The sequence below is a fragment of the Xenorhabdus sp. TS4 genome (assembly GCF_014467265.1).
GTDB lineage: Bacteria > Pseudomonadota > Gammaproteobacteria > Enterobacterales > Enterobacteriaceae > Xenorhabdus > Xenorhabdus ehlersii.
The window spans coordinates 51,812-69,565 of sequence record NZ_NKHQ01000003.1 but is presented as its reverse complement, the minus strand read 5'-3'; the positions used below and the strand labels follow the sequence as shown (position 1 = coordinate 69,565).

Annotated in this window: 18 protein-coding genes and 2 tRNA genes; 17 read left to right on the top strand and 3 right to left on the bottom strand. The window is 43.2% G+C overall.

The features are described from left to right. Positions 1-12 precede the first annotated feature (12 nt). The 17 genes from sucC (at position 13) to aroG (ending at position 14,058) form a co-directional block, all read left to right on the top strand. Positions 13-1,179, top strand: coding sequence for an ADP-forming succinate--CoA ligase subunit beta (gene sucC, locus Xets_RS02415; protein WP_099131145.1), 1,167 nt, complete (start codon positions 13-15; stop codon positions 1,177-1,179). Then, a complete protein-coding gene (gene sucD, locus Xets_RS02410; protein WP_099131146.1) occupies positions 1,179-2,048 on the top strand; it encodes a succinate--CoA ligase subunit alpha in 870 nt (289 codons plus the stop codon). Before sucC ends, sucD begins: the two co-directional genes overlap by 1 nt. Before the next feature lie 644 nt (positions 2,049-2,692). Further along, positions 2,693-4,264 carry a cytochrome ubiquinol oxidase subunit I gene (cydA, locus tag Xets_RS02405; RefSeq protein ID WP_099131147.1) on the top strand — a complete coding sequence of 524 codons (1,572 nt, stop codon included), beginning with the start codon at positions 2,693-2,695 and terminating at the stop codon, positions 4,262-4,264. 14 nt (positions 4,265-4,278) lie between these two features. Further along, positions 4,279-5,418, top strand: coding sequence for a cytochrome d ubiquinol oxidase subunit II (gene cydB, locus Xets_RS02400; RefSeq protein WP_099131148.1), 1,140 nt, complete (start codon positions 4,279-4,281; stop codon positions 5,416-5,418). A gap of 11 nt (positions 5,419-5,429) precedes the next feature. Continuing rightward, positions 5,430-5,546, top strand: a complete 117-nt coding sequence (gene cydX / locus Xets_RS02395) for a cytochrome bd-I oxidase subunit CydX (RefSeq protein WP_099131149.1) — start codon at positions 5,430-5,432, stop codon at positions 5,544-5,546. After that, a complete protein-coding gene (gene ybgE, locus Xets_RS02390) occupies positions 5,546-5,833 on the top strand; it encodes a cyd operon protein YbgE (RefSeq protein ID WP_099131150.1) in 288 nt (95 codons plus the stop codon). The genes cydX and ybgE overlap by 1 nt, the downstream gene beginning before the upstream one ends. 114 nt (positions 5,834-5,947) lie before the next feature. Further along, positions 5,948-6,352, top strand: coding sequence for a tol-pal system-associated acyl-CoA thioesterase (ybgC, locus tag Xets_RS02385; protein ID WP_099131151.1), 405 nt, complete (start codon positions 5,948-5,950; stop codon positions 6,350-6,352). After that, positions 6,349-7,038, top strand: coding sequence for a Tol-Pal system protein TolQ (gene tolQ, locus Xets_RS02380; protein ID WP_099131152.1), 690 nt, complete (start codon positions 6,349-6,351; stop codon positions 7,036-7,038). The genes ybgC and tolQ overlap by 4 nt, the downstream gene beginning before the upstream one ends. Before the next feature lie 24 nt (positions 7,039-7,062). Beyond that, positions 7,063-7,494, top strand: a complete 432-nt coding sequence (tolR, locus tag Xets_RS02375; RefSeq protein WP_099131153.1) for a colicin uptake protein TolR — start codon at positions 7,063-7,065, stop codon at positions 7,492-7,494. Positions 7,495-7,529: 35 nt separating this feature from the next. After that, positions 7,530-8,606, top strand: a complete 1,077-nt coding sequence (gene tolA / locus Xets_RS02370) for a cell envelope integrity protein TolA (RefSeq protein WP_187651110.1) — start codon at positions 7,530-7,532, stop codon at positions 8,604-8,606. 189 nt (positions 8,607-8,795) lie between these two features. After that, positions 8,796-10,082 carry a Tol-Pal system beta propeller repeat protein TolB gene (gene tolB / locus Xets_RS02365; RefSeq protein ID WP_370588200.1) on the top strand — a complete coding sequence of 429 codons (1,287 nt, stop codon included), beginning with the start codon at positions 8,796-8,798 and terminating at the stop codon, positions 10,080-10,082. A gap of 42 nt (positions 10,083-10,124) precedes the next feature. Further along, positions 10,125-10,625 carry a peptidoglycan-associated lipoprotein Pal gene (gene pal, locus Xets_RS02360; RefSeq protein WP_047770281.1) on the top strand — a complete coding sequence of 167 codons (501 nt, stop codon included), beginning with the start codon at positions 10,125-10,127 and terminating at the stop codon, positions 10,623-10,625. A gap of 9 nt (positions 10,626-10,634) precedes the next feature. Beyond that, the gene (gene cpoB, locus Xets_RS02355) at positions 10,635-11,411 is read left to right on the top strand and encodes a cell division protein CpoB (RefSeq protein WP_099131156.1); all 777 of its coding nucleotides are present in this window, start codon (positions 10,635-10,637) and stop codon (positions 11,409-11,411) included. Between the two features lie 156 nt (positions 11,412-11,567). Continuing rightward, positions 11,568-11,643, top strand: a tRNA-Lys gene (locus Xets_RS02350). A 30-nt stretch (positions 11,644-11,673) separates the two neighbouring features. Then, positions 11,674-11,749 (top strand) — tRNA-Lys (locus Xets_RS02345). A 288-nt stretch (positions 11,750-12,037) separates the two neighbouring features. Beyond that, entirely contained in the window at positions 12,038-12,757 is a 720-nt protein-coding gene (gene pnuC / locus Xets_RS02340; protein ID WP_187651109.1) for a nicotinamide riboside transporter PnuC, read from the top strand. A gap of 248 nt (positions 12,758-13,005) precedes the next feature. Next, positions 13,006-14,058: a 3-deoxy-7-phosphoheptulonate synthase AroG gene (gene aroG, locus Xets_RS02335; RefSeq protein ID WP_099131158.1), complete on the top strand. Its 1,053-nt coding sequence runs from the start codon at positions 13,006-13,008 to the stop codon at positions 14,056-14,058. 75 nt (positions 14,059-14,133) lie between these two features. Here aroG and gpmA read toward each other — a convergent pair whose 3' ends face one another. The 3 genes from gpmA to modF form a co-directional block, all read right to left on the bottom strand. After that, complete coding sequence (gene gpmA, locus Xets_RS02330) at positions 14,134-14,886, bottom strand: 2,3-diphosphoglycerate-dependent phosphoglycerate mutase (protein WP_074018398.1); 753 nt, start codon at positions 14,884-14,886, stop codon at positions 14,134-14,136. A gap of 229 nt (positions 14,887-15,115) precedes the next feature. Further along, positions 15,116-15,955, bottom strand: coding sequence for a CPBP family intramembrane glutamic endopeptidase (locus tag Xets_RS02325; RefSeq protein WP_099131159.1), 840 nt, complete (start codon positions 15,953-15,955; stop codon positions 15,116-15,118). 211 nt (positions 15,956-16,166) lie between these two features. Next, positions 16,167-17,651, bottom strand: a complete 1,485-nt coding sequence (gene modF / locus Xets_RS02320) for a molybdate ABC transporter ATP-binding protein ModF (RefSeq protein ID WP_187651108.1) — start codon at positions 17,649-17,651, stop codon at positions 16,167-16,169. Between the last annotated feature and the right edge of the window lie 103 nt (positions 17,652-17,754).

Sequence of the window (17,754 nt, the reverse complement as noted above, 5' to 3'; positions counted from 1 at the left end):
GGATAGAACATCATGAATTTACACGAGTATCAGGCAAAACAACTTTTTGCACGGTATGGTTTACCAGCACCTGCTGGTTATGCTTGTACCACTCCGCGCGAAGCAGAAGAAGCAGCATCCAAGATTGGTTCAGGCCCTTGGGTCGTTAAATGTCAGGTTCATGCAGGTGGCCGCGGTAAGGCTGGTGGTGTGAGAGTCGTCAATAGTAAGGAAGATATCCGCACTTTTGCTGAACAATGGCTGGGTAAACGACTGGTAACTTACCAGACAGATGCACAGGGGCAACCTGTCCATCAGATCTTGGTGGAAGGGGCAACTGATATTGCCAAGGAGCTGTATCTGGGGGCTGTTGTTGACCGCGGTACACGTCGTGTAGTATTCATGGCCTCTACTGAAGGTGGCGTCGAAATAGAAAAAGTGGCGGAAGAAACGCCTGAGCTAATTCATAAAGCCATTATCGACCCACTGTCTGGCCCTATGCCGTATCAAGGCCGTGAATTGGCATTCAAACTTGGTTTGACTGGTAAACAAGTTGGTCAATTCACCAAGATTTTCTTGGGATTGGCGAACCTGTTCTTAGAGCGTGATTTGGCATTGGTTGAAATTAACCCTTTGGTGATCACAACGCAAGGTGATCTGGTTTGTTTAGATGGAAAATTGAGCGCTGATGGTAATGCTATGTTCCGTCAGGCTGAACTGCGTGAAATGCACGATCCTACACAGGAAGATCCGCGTGAAGCCCAAGCTGCACAATGGGAATTGAACTATGTTGCGCTGGATGGCAACATTGGTTGTATGGTGAATGGTGCAGGTCTGGCAATGGGAACGATGGACATTGTCAAATTGCACGGTGGTGCACCGGCCAACTTCCTTGATGTAGGCGGCGGTGCAACAAAAGAGCGTGTTACCGAAGCATTCAAGATCATCTTGTCAGATGAAAATGTTAAGGCTGTTTTGGTTAATATTTTTGGTGGTATCGTCCGCTGTGACTTGATCGCTGACGGCATTATTGGTGCGGTGGAAGAAGTGGGTGTTAACGTACCGGTAGTCGTTCGTCTGGAAGGAAACAATGCTGAACTGGGTGCTAAAAAACTGGCGGATAGCGGTTTGAACATCATTGCAGCTACCAGTTTGACAGACGCAGCTAAACAGGCAGTAGCAGCAGCGGGGAATAAATAATGTCTATTTTAATCGATAAAAACACCAAAGTGATTTGTCAGGGTTTTACTGGCAGTCAGGGCACTTTTCACTCCGAACAGGCGATAGCTTACGGTACTCAAATGGTGGGTGGCGTGACACCGGGTAAAGGTGGCACTGAGCATTTAGGATTACCTGTATTCAATACCGTACGTGAAGCCGTTGAAGCAACGGGGGCAACCGCTTCTGTAATCTACGTTCCGGCACCATTCTGTAAAGATTCCATTCTGGAAGCGATTGATGCAGGCATTAAACTGATCATCACTATTACAGAAGGCATCCCAACACTCGATATGTTGACAGTTAAGGAAAAGCTGGATCAAGCAGGTGTTCGTATGATTGGTCCCAACTGTCCGGGTGTCATTACTCCTGACGAGTGTAAGATCGGCATTATGCCTGGTCATATTCACAAGTCAGGTAAAGTGGGCATTGTTTCCCGTTCAGGCACACTGACTTATGAAGCGGTTAAACAGACCACAGATGCTGGGTTAGGGCAATCTACCTGTGTTGGTATTGGTGGTGACCCGATCCCAGGTTCAAACTTCATTGATATTCTGCAACTGTTCCAGGAAGATCCACAGACAGAAGCAATTGTCATGATTGGTGAAATTGGTGGTACAGCCGAAGAAGAAGCTGCGGCTTATATCAAAGAACATGTGACTAAACCGGTTGTTGCTTATATTGCTGGTGTGACTGCACCTAAAGGTAAGCGCATGGGCCATGCCGGAGCGATTATCGCAGGGGGTAAAGGGACAGCAGATGAGAAATTTGCTGCACTGGAAGCTGCGGGTGTGAAGACTGTCCGTAGCCTTGCAGACATTGGCGATGCTGTAAAAGCGTTATTGGTATAACAATCACAAAATAAACTATTTTTATAGAAAAAGGCTGCCTCAGGGTGGCCTTTTGTTTTTATTTATAATATTAACAGTAGGTTAGTTCATTCATAAGATAAGTTATTTCTCAATTTAATTGAATTGGATTTTAGGAAAATCTATTTATTTGATTAATGAAATTGGAAATATCGGAAAAATATATTTTTTAAAGAATGAAAACGAAAAGTTAATTTTCTAACGAATTTTACAGCAAAAAATAAATTACAAACCATGGCAAATAACAACTTATTAACACGAAGTAAACTATAATGAAATAATAACTGTAAAGCTTAACAAAATAAGGAAAAAATTGACTAAAATCAATTTATTACTCTAGATTGTATTCGCTAAACTTGATTAAATTGATCTAGTATATATAGGTATTAACCTGAGAATGTATGGTATTGTTGACCTATATTCAGAATTCTAAGCTGAGTCACGTAAAAGCTATTTATTGTATGTGAATATAGGCGTAATATTATTGTGGTATCTATTGAATTTTTGATTTTGTAATAATTCATTGTTGTGTTTGAGGCATTTATTGCTGGTAGTTACGAGACTTTCGTTTTACGAAGTCGGGTTGCCGCAAGTCGGTGTCTTCCTGCTAGGAGCAAGGAGTCAAGATGTTTGATATTGTCGAACTGTCACGATTACAGTTTGCCTTAACTGCTATGTACCATTTTCTGTTCGTACCATTGACGCTCGGTATGGCGTTTTTGCTTGCGATCATGGAAACGGTATATGTCCTTTCTGGCAAACAAATCTATAAAGATATGACAAAATTCTGGGGTAAGTTATTTGGTATTAACTTTGCCTTGGGTGTCGCAACGGGCTTGACCATGGAGTTCCAGTTCGGAACCAACTGGTCATATTTCTCACATTATGTTGGTGATATTTTCGGTGCGCCTCTGGCCATCGAAGGTCTGATGGCATTCTTCCTCGAATCCACATTCGTTGGTCTGTTTTTCTTCGGGTGGGATCGACTGAGTAAGAAACAACACTTGGCGGTTACTTGGCTGGTTGCATTAGGCTCTAACTTCTCTGCATTGTGGATACTGATTGCGAATGGTTGGATGCAAAACCCGATTGCGTCTGACTTTAACTTCGAAACCATGCGAATGGAAATGGTGAGCTTCAGCGAACTAGTACTTAACCCAGTTGCACAGGTGAAATTTGTCCACACTGTTGCAGCCGGTTATGTTACTGGTGCCATTTTTGTATTGGGTATCAGCTCTTACTATCTGCTTAAAGGGCGCGATTTGGCGTTTGCCAAACGTTCTTTTGCGATTGCAGCAAGTTTTGGCATGGCTGCGGTACTGTCTGTCATCGTTCTGGGTGATGAATCTGGATATGAAATGGGGGACGTGCAGAAAACCAAATTGGCAGCAATCGAAGCAGAGTGGGAAACTCAGCCGCCTCCGGCTTCATTTACGCTGATTGGTCTTCCTGATCAGGACAAAATGGAAAATAAATATTCCATCCAAATTCCTTACGTTTTAGGTTTGATTGCTACCCGCTCTACAGATACACCGGTCGTTGGTCTGCGGGATTTGATGAGCCAGCACGAGCAGCGTATCCGTAATGGCATCAAGGCTTATGAATTACTGGAAGAACTGCGTGCAGGTAATGTTGATCCAAGTGTTCGCAGTGCATTCAATGAAAGTAAGAAAGATCTTGGCTATGGCATGCTCGTGAAGCGTTATACCCAAAACGTAACTGATGCCACAGAAGAGCAAATTCAAGCCGCAGCGAAAGACTCTATTCCACGCGTAGCACCGCTCTACTTTGCATTCCGTATCATGGTTGCTGCTGGCTTTATTATGCTGCTGGTTATCGGTCTGTCGTTCCTGAGTGTTCTGCGTAACCGTATCGGTCAACATAAGTGGCTGCTTCGTGCTGCATTGTTCAGTATTCCATTGCCATGGATTGCCGTTGAGGCTGGTTGGTTTGTCGCAGAATATGGCCGTCAGCCATGGGCGATTGGTGAAGTGTTGCCAACTGCTGTCGCGACTTCAACACGTAGTGTAGGCGATCTGATTTTCTCAATGGTGCTGATTTGTGGTCTGTACACTTTGTTCTTGATCGCAGAGATGTTCTTGATGTTCAAATTTGCCCGTCTTGGCCCAAGCAGCCTCAAGACTGGACGTTACCATTTTGAACAAAAAACCGCTGCTTCAGCGAATAATATTGAGTAAGCAGGAGTCCACTTATGCTTGATTATGATGTATTACGATTTATATGGTGGCTGCTGATTGGTGTGTTACTGATCGGTTTCACGGTGACTGATGGTTTCGACATGGGAGTTGGTATCCTGCTGCGGCTCATTGGTAAAAATGATACCGAACGCCGCATCATGATTAACTCAGTTGCCCCGCACTGGGATGGTAACCAAGTTTGGTTAATTACCGCGGGGGGGGCCCTATTTGCCGCATGGCCGATGGTATATGCAGCCGCTTTCTCTGGCTTTTATGTGGCAATGATTCTGGTCTTGGCAGCACTGTTTTTCCGTCCGGTTGGCTTCGATTACCGTTCAAAACTGGAAAGCAGCAAATGGCGCAATATGTGGGATTGGGGGCTGGTTATCGGTAGCTTCGTACCTGCATTGGTTATCGGGGTGGCATTTGGTAACTTGCTGCAGGGCGTACCGCTGGCGGTAGATTCTTACCTGCGTGTCTCCTACGAGGGTTCATTCTTTGGATTGCTGAACCCTTATGGATTGCTGGCCGGGGTGATTAGCCTGATGATGATTGTGACGCAGGGTGCAACTTATCTGCAAATGCGTACAACAGGCGAACTGCACCTGCGCTCCCGTACTGCAACCCATGTTTGTGCAGCGATAACGGCAATTGCATTCCTGTTGGCAGGGATATGGCTGATTTATGGCATTGATGGCTATGTTGTAACGGGAGGCTTGGATGTTAATGCGGCATCCAATCCATTACATAAAGAAGTCATCCAGCAGGCAGGCGCATGGCTGACCAACTTCAATAACTATCCGGTTCTGTGGGCTATACCTGTGTTGGGCGTATTGCTTCCTCTGCTGACTATGCTGGCTACCTGGATGGATAAAGGTGCCTGGGCATTCTTGTTCTCATCACTGACAGTAGCTTGTATTATCCTGACTTCAGGTATTGCTATGTTCCCGTTCGTGATGCCATCAAGCATTGATCCGAATGTCAGTCTGACAATGTGGGATGCGACATCCAGTCAGTGGACGTTGCAAATTATGTTCGTTGTTGCACTTATCTTCGTTCCTATCGTGCTGTCTTATACCATTTGGTGTTATTACAAAACCTTCGGGCGTTTGGATAAGAACTATATTGATAACAACAAACACTCACTGTACTAAGGAGCATAGGCATGTGGTATTTTGCTTGGATTCTCGGAACGCTTTTGGCTTGTAGCTTTGCGGTCATTGCTGCTTTGGCACTTGAGCATAGCGAATCACAGAACGCTTCTGAGAGTGACAAAAAATAATGTTGGCTGATAAATGCTACCAACTTATGGATAAGAGCCTATTGAGGGCTCTTATCCTCATTATCGCCTTAACACTTGCTGCATGTGTGTTTTGGGATCCTGCACGTTTTGCTGCCAATACCAGTTCACTACAAATATGGCAAGGTAGTTTATTGATCTGGGGAGTTTGTTCTGGCGTTACTTTTGGTGTTGGTTTTCATCCTAAGCGTATTATCTGGCAATTATTTTTTCATCCGTTACCTGCATTTTTCATTCTTCTTTTTGGCTTATATCATTTCTTTAAGTAAACTAATTGTAATTTTATAGGCCGTCGGCCTATAAATTTTTTTTACTGACAAGTCATTCCAAAGCGCTATTGTCTTAAGTATAGTGACAGCGTCAATTCGCCTAATTAGGATTATATGAGTAATATGTTATTCCGTTGGCCTATCCGTGTTTACTACGAAGACACAGATGCTAGTGGTGTGGTTTATCACGCTCGGTATTTGGGTTTTTACGAAAGAGCTCGTACAGAGATGTTGCGGGAAAGAGGTTTCCACCAACAGTCTATGCTAGATGAACAAGTTGGCTTTGTTGTTAGTCGCATGACGATTGACTACCGGAAACCAGCAAAACTGGATGACCAACTGGTTGTTGAAAGCGAAGTTACGAATATCCGTGGTGCTTCTCTGACATTTATTCAACGAATTGTCGATTGTAATGGCGTAGTTGTCAGCAGCGCAGAATGCCTGGTTGTCTACGTGAATTCATCTCAAATGAAGCCAATTGCGCTTCCAAAGTCTATTGTCGCGGAGTTTAAGCAGTGACTGACATGAACATCCTTGATTTATTTCTTAAGGCAGGTTTCTTAGTGCAGCTGATCATGCTGATTTTGATTGGCTTCTCTATCGTCTCTTGGGCAATCATTATTCAACGAACAAAAATCCTTAATGCCGCAAGCCGTGAGGCAGAAGCATTTGAAGATAAATTTTGGTCTGGTATTGAATTATCTCGCCTTTACAAAGAAAGTCAGTCACGCCGTGATTCGTTAAGTGGTACTGAGCAGATATTCCATTCCGGGTTTAAAGAATTTGCTCGTTTACATCAGGCAAATAACCATGCTCCAGAAGCTGTTATCACAGGGGCTTCCCGTGCCATGCGTATTTCATTAAATCGTGAATTGGAAGTATTGGAAAATCATATTCCATTTCTGGGTACGGTAGGTTCCATCAGCCCTTATATTGGTTTGTTTGGTACGGTTTGGGGGATCATGCATGCCTTTATTGCGTTGGGAGCGGTCAAACAAGCAACTCTGCAAATGGTTGCGCCTGGTATTGCTGAAGCTTTGATTGCAACAGCTATCGGCTTGTTTGCGGCAATTCCTGCGGTGATGGCCTATAACCGCCTGAACCAGAGGGTTAACAAACTAGAACAAGTTTACGATAATTTTATGGAAGAATTCCTGGCTATCCTGCATCGTCAGGCTTTTGCTTCCAATACTAATAAGTCGTAATAAATCGTAAGGGGAAATCAGCGAATGGCGCGCACTCGTAGTCGCAGACGTGAGCTAAAATCCGAGATCAATATCGTCCCCTTGCTGGACGTGTTGCTGGTATTGCTGCTTATTTTCATGGCAACAGCACCGATTATCACGCAAAGTGTGGAAGTTGATTTACCTGATTCGGTGGATTCAAAGACAGTTTCCAGCACTGATAATCCGCCGGTCATTGTGGAAGTTTCTGGGGTAGGGCAGTACAGCATGATTGTTAATCAGGAACGCTTGGAATTATTACCTGAACAGCAAATCGTTGCAGAAGCTCAAACCGTGATGAAAGCCAATCCGAAAACGATTTTCTTGATCGGTGGTTCTAAGGAAGTTCCTTATGATGAAATTATCAAAGCGTTGAATATGCTTCGTCAGGCAGGTGTTAAATCGGTGGGCTTAATGACTCAGCCTATCGGCGCCTGACAACGGCTGTCACTTAAAGTTTCTGGATGTCGAGTGTGGGAAAGACAAGCGAGCAAAATAATAGGCTGAATCGCGCTATTATCATTTCGGTAATATTGCACATTATCCTGATCGGATTTCTGATTTGGGGTTCTTTGGTGCAAAAAACAGAAATGGGGGGCGGTGGACAAAGTGGTACTGTCATTGATGCAGTTATGGTTGATCCGAATGCGGTCGTGCAGCAATATAACCAGCAGCAACAGCAACAGGCCAATGCAAAGTTAGCTGAACAACAGCGGAAGAAAAAAGCTGAGCAACAAGCGGCTGAATTGCGGGCAAGACAGGCGGAAGAACAGGAACGCTTGAAAGCGGCTGAAGAAGAGCGAATTAAAGCATTGCAAGAAGCTGAAGCGCAGAAAAAACAATCTGAAGTTGCTGCTGCTAAAGCACGTGAAGAGCAGGAGCAGGCTGATGCCGCCGCTGCCAAAGCGCGTGAAGATCAAAAGCAGGCAGAAGAAGCGGCGGCAAAAGCACTGGCAGAAAAAGAACGAATTCTAAAAGAGCAAGCTGAAGCCCGACAGAAAGCGGAAGCCCAAGCGAAGAAAGAAGCGGAAGAGGTGGCAAAACGTAAAGCGGCGGCTGAGGCAAAAGCTAAAGCGGAAGCCGAAGCTAAGGCCAAGGCAGCAGCAGAAGAGAAAGCTAAGGCAGAAGCAGAGGCTAAAAAAGCAAAAGCCAAGATAGAAGCAGCAAAACAAGCTCAAACGGTTAATGATCTGTTAGGTGGATTAACGTCTAATACACCTAAGCTGGGGGGAGCGGCTGCGGCAGGAAAAGGTGGCGGTAAGAAAAGTGGTCTTTCTCAACAAGATATTAATAGTTATCTGGGGAAAGTTCAGGCTGCAATAGAGAGTAAATTTTACGATTCGAACCTGTATATTGGTCGTACTTGTGATTTAAATATAAAGCTGGCGCCAGATGGATTACTGATTGATATCAAAGCAGGAGCGGGTGATCCGGCGTTATGTCGAGCTGCAATTACCGCCGCTAATTTGGCAAAAAAAATGCCGCCTCCACCAAGCAAAGAGGTTTATGAATATTTTAAGAATTTCACGCTAGAATTTAAACCGCAGTAAGTTAAATGTTTGGTAGATAATCGTTATGCTCTAAGCAAACTTTCGAATAATTTAGATGTACAAACAAAATTATTAGATTTTATTTAGGTATCTAGTTTTGTTTGTTGGCGTTTGTTAGAATCCGGCGGATTATTGCGGCAGATAAAAGATCGCGATAAGGGAGAGATGATGAAGCAAACTTTTAAACAGATGTTTAAAGTCATACTGGGCTTTCTGGTGATGTGGGCAGCACTTGCTCATGCAGAGGTTCGCATTGAAATTACGCAGGGTGTTGATTCTGCTCGTCCTATTGGGATTGTCCCATTTAAATGGACTGGAGCGGGCGAGTCACCTGAAAATATTGGTTCAATTATTGCCGCGGATTTGAGAAATAGTGGGAAATTTAATCCGATTGATTCTGCTCGTATGCCGCAACAACCGACTACTGCATCAGAGGTGACGCCTGCGGCATGGGCGGCGTTAGGGATCGATTCAGTCGTTGTTGGACATATTCAACCCAGTGCAGATGGTAAATTCCTGGTTTCTTATCAGCTTGTTGACGTTGCTGGTGCGCCAGGAACGGTCTTGGCGCAAGAACAATTCACAGTTGAAAAGAAATGGTTACGTTTCGCGGCACACACAGCCAGTAATCAGGTATTTGAAAAACTGACAGGTATTAGAGGTGCATTTACTACTCGTATAGCTTATGTCGTTAAAAATAACAGTGCGGGTAAGAATCGAGATGAGCTGCGTGTTTCTGATTATGATGGTTATAATCAATTTACCGTACATAGCTCACCGGACCCATTGATGTCACCAGCCTGGTCGCCAGATGCTTCCAAACTTGCCTATGTTACATTTGAAGGTGGTCGCTCTACGCTGATTATTCAAACACTGGCAACAGGTGCTGTTCGTCAGGTAGCTTCGTTCCCTCGCCATAACGGAGCTCCCGCATTTTCTCCGGATGGAACTAAACTTGCTTTTGCATTATCTAAAACCGGCAGTTTGAATCTTTACGTGATGGATTTAGCGTCTGGCCAAATCCGTCAGATCACTGATGGCCGCAGTAATAATACTGAGCCAAGCTGGATGCCAGATAACCAGACACTGGTCTATACCTCAGATCAGGGTGGGCGTCCACAATTGTATAAAATCGATATTAATGGCGGTGCTCCACAACGCCTAACTTGGGAAGGACCACAAAACCAAGATGCAGATGTTAGCCCTGACGGTAGTTTTATTGTGATGGTTAGCTCAGCGAGTGGCAGTCAGCATATCGCCAAACAAGATCTGGCAACGGGATCTGTCCAAGTCTTGACAGATACGTTTCTGGATGAAACGCCGAGCATCGCACCTAATGGCACTATGGTGATTTATAGCTCCACTCAAGGGTGGGGAACTGTATTGCAGCTAGTTTCGACTGATGGGCGTTTCAAATCGCGTCTTCCGGCTACCGATGGACAGGTAAAATTCCCTGCCTGGTCGCCGTATCTGTGATGCATAATAATATGTATGGCAAACTATAAAAGGATCAAAGAGATGCAACTGAACAAAGTGCTAAAAGGGCTGATGTTAGCTTTACCAATCATGGCCGTAGCAGCGTGTAGTTCTAACAAAACTGGCAATAATGATCAGTCTGGTGTAAGCACTGTTGATAATTCTTCTAAGACTCTGTCTGCTGAAGAATTAGCACGTCAGCAGATGCAAGAGCTGCAAAACAACAACATCGTATACTTCGGTTTCGATAAGTATGACATCAACAGCGAATTTGCTCAGATGTTGGATGCACACGCTGCCTTCCTGCGTACTAACCCATCTGTTAAAGTGACTATCGAAGGTCACGCGGACGAGCGTGGTACTCCAGAGTACAACATTGCTCTGGGTGAGCGTCGTGCGAACGCAGTGAAAATGTATCTGCAAGGCAAAGGCGTTTCCGCTGATCAGCTTGCTATCGTTTCTTACGGTAAAGAAAAACCAGCTGTACTTGGCCATGACGAAGCAGCATATGCGAAAAACCGTCGCGCTGTGATCGTATACTAAGAGTAATGCATGAACAGTAACTTCAGACGTTATATGTTGGGTCTGTCGTTATTGGTTGGCGTAGCGGCTCCTTGGGCCGCTACCGCCCGAGCGCCAATCAGTAATGTCGGCTCAGGCTCCACCGATGAGCGCCTCTCCCAATTAGAGCGTATTTCTGACGCTCATAGTCAATTATTAACTCAGCTCCAGCAACAGCTTTCTGATTCTCAACGTGATATCGATACACTCCGTGGTCAAATTCAGGAAAACCAGTATCAATTAAATCAGATCATTGAACGCCAAAAAGATCTTTATCTGCAATTGGATAAAATCACCAATCCATCCAGTGCAGAGAGTTCAGAGCCAGAAAATCGTAATGCTGTATCTTCGGCACCTGCTGGGAATAAACAATCTGCTGTGTCAGCGAGTACAGGAAGTGAAAAAAGTGATTACGATGCTGCCGTTTCTTTGGCTATCAACACCAAAGAATATGATAAAGCGATTGTCGCATTTCAAAACTTTGCTAAAACCTATCCCAAGTCTAAATATTTGCCGAATGCCAATTATTGGTTAGGGCAGTTGAATTACAACAAAGGCAAGAAAGACGATGCGGCTTATTATTTTGCCACTGTCGTGAAAGACTATCCCAAGTCACAAAAAAGCAGTGATTCCCTGTATAAAGTTGGTTTAATCATGCAGGAAAAGGGGCAAAAGGATAAAGCGAAGGCGGTTTATCAGCAGGTGGTTAAGCAATATCCTGGTACTAATGCAGCAAAAATGGCCGGGAAAAAGCTTTCCGGGATGTAATAATTATCCCCGAAAGGTCAGATATCGGTCTTTTGGGGGATGATTGACTGCTTAATAAGCATTTAAACAAGTTTTCTAAAATAAACATTGCGTCACACTGAGAAATCAGTAATATATGCCGCCGTTGGCAAAGATAACTGCCAAACAGGTTTAGATGGGTCGTTAGCTCAGTCGGTAGAGCAGTTGACTTTTAATCAATTGGTCGCAGGTTCGAATCCTGCACGACCCACCATCTAAACTCTCACTCAAGTACTCCTTAGATGGGTCGTTAGCTCAGTCGGTAGAGCAGTTGACTTTTAATCAATTGGTCGCAGGTTCGAATCCTGCACGACCCACCATCTAGATTCTTAACTCAAACACTCCTTAGATAAGTCGTTAACTCAGTCAGTAGAACAGTTGACTTTTAATCAATTGATCGCAGCAGATAGCTTAATAAGTTGATTACCGACTTCACATTTTTTCCTTATCGTTTTTAAATCTTTAAAATAATTAAAGACTTTTTTTCTTAAATTCGCTATCTTGTTTAGTATATAAAACAGAAAAGAGCAAAATAGCCTAATTATCTCGTAATTTCATGTTTTTTGTATTGATATACTAAACATTATTTATGGTAAGGATAAGAAAGTATGGATTTTTTCAACATTGATAACATATTAGTGCATATACCACTAGGAACGGGCGGCTATAACCTTTCATATATTGAAGCGATTGGTACGATAGCAGGGCTGTTATGTATTTGGCTCGCTAGTCAGGAGAAAATCATTAATTACCTGTTTGGATTAATTAATGTCTCACTCTTCGCTGTCATCTTCTTTCAAATTCAACTCTACGCTAGCCTCATTCTGCAAATCTTTTTCTTCGCGGCCAATATCTATGGTTGGTATGCATGGAGCCGAGTCAATGAGCAAAAACAAATAGAGCTTAAAATCCGGTGGCTCAACCCTAAACAGATGGCTGTTGTTGCCGCGGTTTCCATTTTTGCCATATTGATCATGACATTTAATATCGATCAATTATTTGGTTATATGGCAAAAGTGGTGGTGCTTGCTCTACAGGGAATAGGCTTTAATATCATCATGCCTGATTTACAGCCTGATGCTTTCCCATTCTGGGATTCAGTGATGACAGTATTATCCATTGTGGCAATGATACTGATGACGCGTAAGTATGTAGAAAACTGGCTGATTTGGGTCATCATAGATGTTATCAGTGTCGTGATTTATTACTATCAAGGTGTTTTGGCGATGTCGCTGCAATATATTATTTTGACAGGTATTGCATTAAATGGTGCTCGCCTGTGGATCAAGGCAGCGAAACAAGCGGATAACAACCAAAAGAAAATGTAAATTAAAAGCGATCATCGGCCATAGATAATTAACGTTCTATGGCCTGTTATTTGATATTTTTCTACAAAACACTTTCTTCTTATTTGTCTATTTATTTGAATTAACATCATTTTTACTCTCAATGGCATTTTCCATAAAAAAGTATTCTATTTTTACTCACAAAGATTATTTACAGAACAACGCCTAACAGTTAGATTGAGATCACAAAATTATTTTAAATAACTGTAAACGTATTAGGTGAAAGGATAATGAATTACCAGAATGACGATATAAGAATAAGAAAAATAACAGAATTATTACCACCAGTTGCATTACTCGAAAAATTTCCGGCCACAGAAGAGAGTGCTATTACTGTTCGTAAGGCACGTGAATCTATTCATAATATTTTAATTGGTGAAGATGATCGTCTATTGGTAGTGATTGGTCCATGTTCAATTCATGATCCACAAGCGGCGTTAGAATATGCAGCGCGCTTGAATAAATTACGTGAAGAATTGAAAGCCGATTTGGAAATTATCATGCGGGTTTACTTTGAAAAGCCCCGCACAACTATCGGCTGGAAAGGGTTGATTAACGATCCAAGCATGGATTGCAGTTTTAATATCAATGGCGGATTACGTACTGCCCGTAAGTTATTGCTCGATATTAATAATATGGGGTTACCTGCGGCAGGCGAATTCCTGGATATGATTACTCCTCAGTATTTAGCAGATCTCATGAGCTGGGGCGCAATAGGGGCACGTACAACGGAGTCTCAAATTCATCGCGAGTTGGCATCGGGGTTGTCCTGCCCGGTTGGTTTCAAAAATGGCACAGATGGAACGATCAAAGTCGCTATTGATGCGATTAATTCAGCGAGTTCATCGCACTGTTTCTTGTCTGTCACGAAATGGGGTCACTCCGCGATTGTGAATACAATAGGCAATCAAGATTGCCACATTATTCTGCGTGGTGGCAAAGAGCCTAATTACAGTGCCGAACATGTCAGTGCCGTTAAAGAAGGGTTAAAAAAAGCGGGTTTGGCTCCCTGCGTGATGATTGATTTCAGCCATGCAAATAGCGCGAAGCAGTTCAAAAGACAAATGGATGTCGGTGTTGATGTCTGCGGCCAGATTGCGGGTGGTGAAAATGCGATCATTGGTGTTATGGTTGAAAGTCATCTGGTTGAAGGAAACCAAAGTCTGGAGAGTGATAAGCCTTTGGTGTATGGTCAAAGTGTGACTGACGGTTGTATTGGCTGGGAAGATACAGAAGCGTTACTGTTCCAGTTGTCTCAGGCCGTCCAGAGCCGCAGAAGTTAATTTATCGCAAAAATACCATAAAAAAGCCGGAAATCAATCCGGCTTTTAACATTCTTTTTATGCGACCGTTGAGGATTACTTCGCTTTACCCTGATTTGCAACTGCCGCCGCTTTTGCCGCGATTTCATCAGCGTTGCCTAGATAATAGTGTTTGATAGGTTTCATGTTCTCATCAAACTCATAAACCAGTGGTACAGCAGTTGGAATGTTCAGTTCAAGAATTTCTTCTTCACTCATATTATCCAGATACTTTACCAATGCCCGCAGGGAGTTACCGTGAGCAGCGATAATGACTTTTTCGCCTTTTTCTACACGAGGCTTGATAACTTCTTCCCAATAAGGAATAACACGCTCAATAGTAGTAGCAAGGCTTTCAGTGACTGGGAGTTCTTCTGGTTTCAGGCTGGCGTAACGAGGATCGTGGCCTGGGTAACGTTCATCATCTTTGGTCAAATCAGGAGGAGTAATAGCGAAGCCACGACGCCACAATTTAACTTGATCATCGCCGTATTTGGCTGCGGTTTCTGCTTTATCCAGACCTTGTAATGCGCCGTAGTGACGTTCATTCAGTTTCCAGCTTTTCTCAACAGGTAGCCATTGCTGATCAACTTGGTCCAGAATATTCCACAAAGTGTGAATAGCACGCTTTAGAACGGAAGTATAGGCGAAATCAAAAGTAAAACCTTCTTCTTTCAATAGTTGACCAGCTTGTTGTGCTTCAGAGCGGCCTTTGTCGGACAATTCAACGTCAGTCCAGCCAGTAAAACGGTTCTCTTTGTTCCACTCGCTTTCTCCGTGCCTTACAAGAACCAGTTTAGTTACAGCCATAGCTTAAACTCCTATCAGTACTTTTTAATACAAAATGAAAAGATCGCTGCGGGCATTATATGGCGCGACAGGCTAAAACGGCAAACAATAGTCTCGTATCTCCTGTTTTAAATCATGTTTGGTGATAATTACGGCGATTATATATCCGGAAAGAAGGGGATAGCGGGGAGTTTATGATCTGAACCGTCCCCGAATAGAAGGAGACAATTCAGATCAAATGGAATTCAGTTTAGTGCATGACTACTGATTTTATTGGGTAGGTGAAAAATAGCAGATGCATCAGATTGAGTGAAAAATGGAAAGCAACAGCCACCCATAAACGCCCACTCCACAGCCAGGTCAGGCCATAAATTAATCCTGCCAGCGTAGCAAAAATCACCAGCAAACCACCGCCCGCAAAATGGGCAGCGCCAAACAGCAGGGAGGTAATGACAAGGGCTAAGTAAGGATTCATCCATTGACTGAGCTTCTGCTGAATATAGCCACGAAACAGCGCTTCTTCAGCCAAAGAGACAAAGAAAAGATTAGCAATAACAAAAGCAGGGAACCAATTAGGTAAATGGAGTTCAACGGACAATCCACCTAATACGGTTGCAAGCCATAATAATGCTGGAATAGCTGCGATCAATAATGCCCATCCATGAGCAGGTGCATTAGCCAAAGGTTTTCTGGTGAACAGAGTAGGCATACAAAATATCAGGATAAATGGTAGCAGCGCTTTGTCAAAGTTGAAATACATTGAAAAAGGAGCGCTGAGCGGGCCTGCCTGCACTTTATCCAGATACTTGAGGTTATGGAATCCTGGAATGTAATGCACAAACAGTAAAATACCACCAATGAGCAATAACAGCTCTATAACGATTTTGGGGACAAAATGTTTTTTGCTGTTTTTTTGGCAATAAATATATGCCATACCTAAAAGAGTTATCACTGTCAGCGTGATTATAGCGGGATAGGTAAGTACGTTAGTGCTGATCCCAACAATGATAGCGAAGAGCGCGACGAAAAAAGCAATTTTCTGGCGACTCTCTAAAAGCGCCAATGCAATGGCAAGTAATGCCCAAGCCATATAATTCCCTATTATCTTTAAAAAAACCAATGAAATAGTCTAAAAATGGACGGTGATTTTATAGTAATGGTTAAAAAATTCAAAAATAATAATAAAAAATATCAAAAAAATATGACTTGATTTTATTAAAGAGTGATTAAATAGAACGGTAACAGGAACCCCTCTCCATCAAGAGAGGGATCATAGTCATATATTGAGCGAAGAATGAAAATTACAGCGATTCTAAGGAAATATTTTCAGTTTCATACCGATAAATATCACCGTCAGAAATAAATCGCAGGCGATGGGTAATGCACTGTGGCGCATCTTCTTGATGATGAGAAACAAACAGAAGCTGCGTATCACCATGAGCAATCATGATATCAATGAAGCGCAGGACTAACTGGCGGTTTAGAGGATCAAGCCCTTGTAAAGGTTCATCCAAGATCAATAAAGCGGGATGCTTCACCAGAGCACGGGCAATCAAAACTAACCGCTGTTGCCCCCATGACAAACTATGAAAGGGGCTAGTTGCTGTTGCTCCCGATAGCCCCAATAAATCCAGCCACTCATCGGCTAACTGTTGCTGCCGATCTGAAACGGCCTGATAGAGTCCTATTGAATCGAAGAAACCCGATAGAATAACATTCCGAACGTTGGTACTGACACGATACCCCAGATGAATACTGTTACTGACATAACCAATATAACGTTTGATGTCCCAAATCGTTTCACCACTTCCCCGTTGGCGGCCAAATAATATTAACTCATTGCTGTAACCTTGGGGGTGATCGCCCGTAATCAGGTTGAGGAGTGTCGATTTTCCAGCGCCATTTTCACCGATGATTTGCCAGTGTTCATTAGGATTCACTTGCCAGCTTAAGCCGTGCAAAATGGGTTTATCATTGTATTGGACAATAACATCACGCATTGACACTAACGGTTGATCAGCTGGAAGTTGTCCATCAGTCCGGTATTCATCTGTTTCGGGAAGACGAATGTTTTTTAGCCCTTCACTGTGTGCTAACTGTGCCACGAGAGACTCTGCTAAAATGCGTTTTTTCTTTCCGGCCAGCGTCAGGTGACAATCCGCCAATACACCGACTTGTTCGACAAAATCAGGAATTTCATGGAATCGGGTTAAGATTAAAACTAAAGTAATGCCTTTTGCAGCCAGAGAACTCAACAATTGGGAAAGTTGATTGCGGGCATAATTATCTAGCCCATCAAAAGGTTCATCAAGGATAAGCAGATCTGGGTTTACCATTAATGCCTGACATAGCAAAACCTTACGAACTTCCCCTGTTGAAAGGTATTTGAATCGTCGTGAGAGTAGATCCTTAATACCAAAATATTCGCTTAATTCAAGGCACAATTCATTGTCTTTATGGTGAAGTTGGATGATGTCTGCGGCAGTACGCCCAGTATCCTCTTCTCCTTCACTGAGCAAATCTGTATTGTTGCGTTGCCACTCTTCATCAATCAGTTTCTGTAATTGTTCGAAAGATAGACGTATTGGTGTGCGAAACGAACAATGACGGTCACCTGCCAGTTGGATTAATTCATCCGACAGTGCACGAGCTAATGAAGATTTTCCACTGCCATTTGCGCCAACAAAAGCCCAACTTTCCCCAGAAATAATTTTCAGCGACGGTAGCCGTAGGGTACGGGTGTCACTTAAACGGAAACTACCTTGCGTTATTTGCAATTCAGACATTTTTCTTCCTTTTTAAGCAACATCAATTAAAGGATCATCAGAAATAAGCGGAATAATGTTCAATGTCAATGTGTAGCTATTTGTTATTCATTGAGAGTTAATC

Coding starts and splice junctions, on each gene's coding strand:
- cydA (WP_099131147.1), top strand. CDS start 2,693: ATGTTTGATATTGTCGAACTGTCACGATTACAGTTTGCCTTAACTGCT.
- tolR (WP_099131153.1), top strand. CDS start 7,063: ATGGCGCGCACTCGTAGTCGCAGACGTGAGCTAAAATCCGAGATCAAT.
- sucD (WP_099131146.1), top strand. CDS start 1,179: ATGTCTATTTTAATCGATAAAAACACCAAAGTGATTTGTCAGGGTTTT.
- cpoB (WP_099131156.1), top strand. CDS start 10,635: ATGAACAGTAACTTCAGACGTTATATGTTGGGTCTGTCGTTATTGGTT.
- modF (WP_187651108.1), bottom strand. CDS start 17,651: ATGTCTGAATTGCAAATAACGCAAGGTAGTTTCCGTTTAAGTGACACC.
- pnuC (WP_187651109.1), top strand. CDS start 12,038: ATGGATTTTTTCAACATTGATAACATATTAGTGCATATACCACTAGGA.
- aroG (WP_099131158.1), top strand. CDS start 13,006: ATGAATTACCAGAATGACGATATAAGAATAAGAAAAATAACAGAATTA.
- gpmA (WP_074018398.1), bottom strand. CDS start 14,886: ATGGCTGTAACTAAACTGGTTCTTGTAAGGCACGGAGAAAGCGAGTGG.
- ybgE (WP_099131150.1), top strand. CDS start 5,546: ATGTTGGCTGATAAATGCTACCAACTTATGGATAAGAGCCTATTGAGG.
- ybgC (WP_099131151.1), top strand. CDS start 5,948: ATGAGTAATATGTTATTCCGTTGGCCTATCCGTGTTTACTACGAAGAC.
- cydB (WP_099131148.1), top strand. CDS start 4,279: ATGCTTGATTATGATGTATTACGATTTATATGGTGGCTGCTGATTGGT.
- sucC (WP_099131145.1), top strand. CDS start 13: ATGAATTTACACGAGTATCAGGCAAAACAACTTTTTGCACGGTATGGT.
- Xets_RS02325 (WP_099131159.1), bottom strand. CDS start 15,955: ATGGCTTGGGCATTACTTGCCATTGCATTGGCGCTTTTAGAGAGTCGC.
- tolB (WP_370588200.1), top strand. CDS start 8,796: ATGTTTAAAGTCATACTGGGCTTTCTGGTGATGTGGGCAGCACTTGCT.
- pal (WP_047770281.1), top strand. CDS start 10,125: ATGCAACTGAACAAAGTGCTAAAAGGGCTGATGTTAGCTTTACCAATC.
- cydX (WP_099131149.1), top strand. CDS start 5,430: ATGTGGTATTTTGCTTGGATTCTCGGAACGCTTTTGGCTTGTAGCTTT.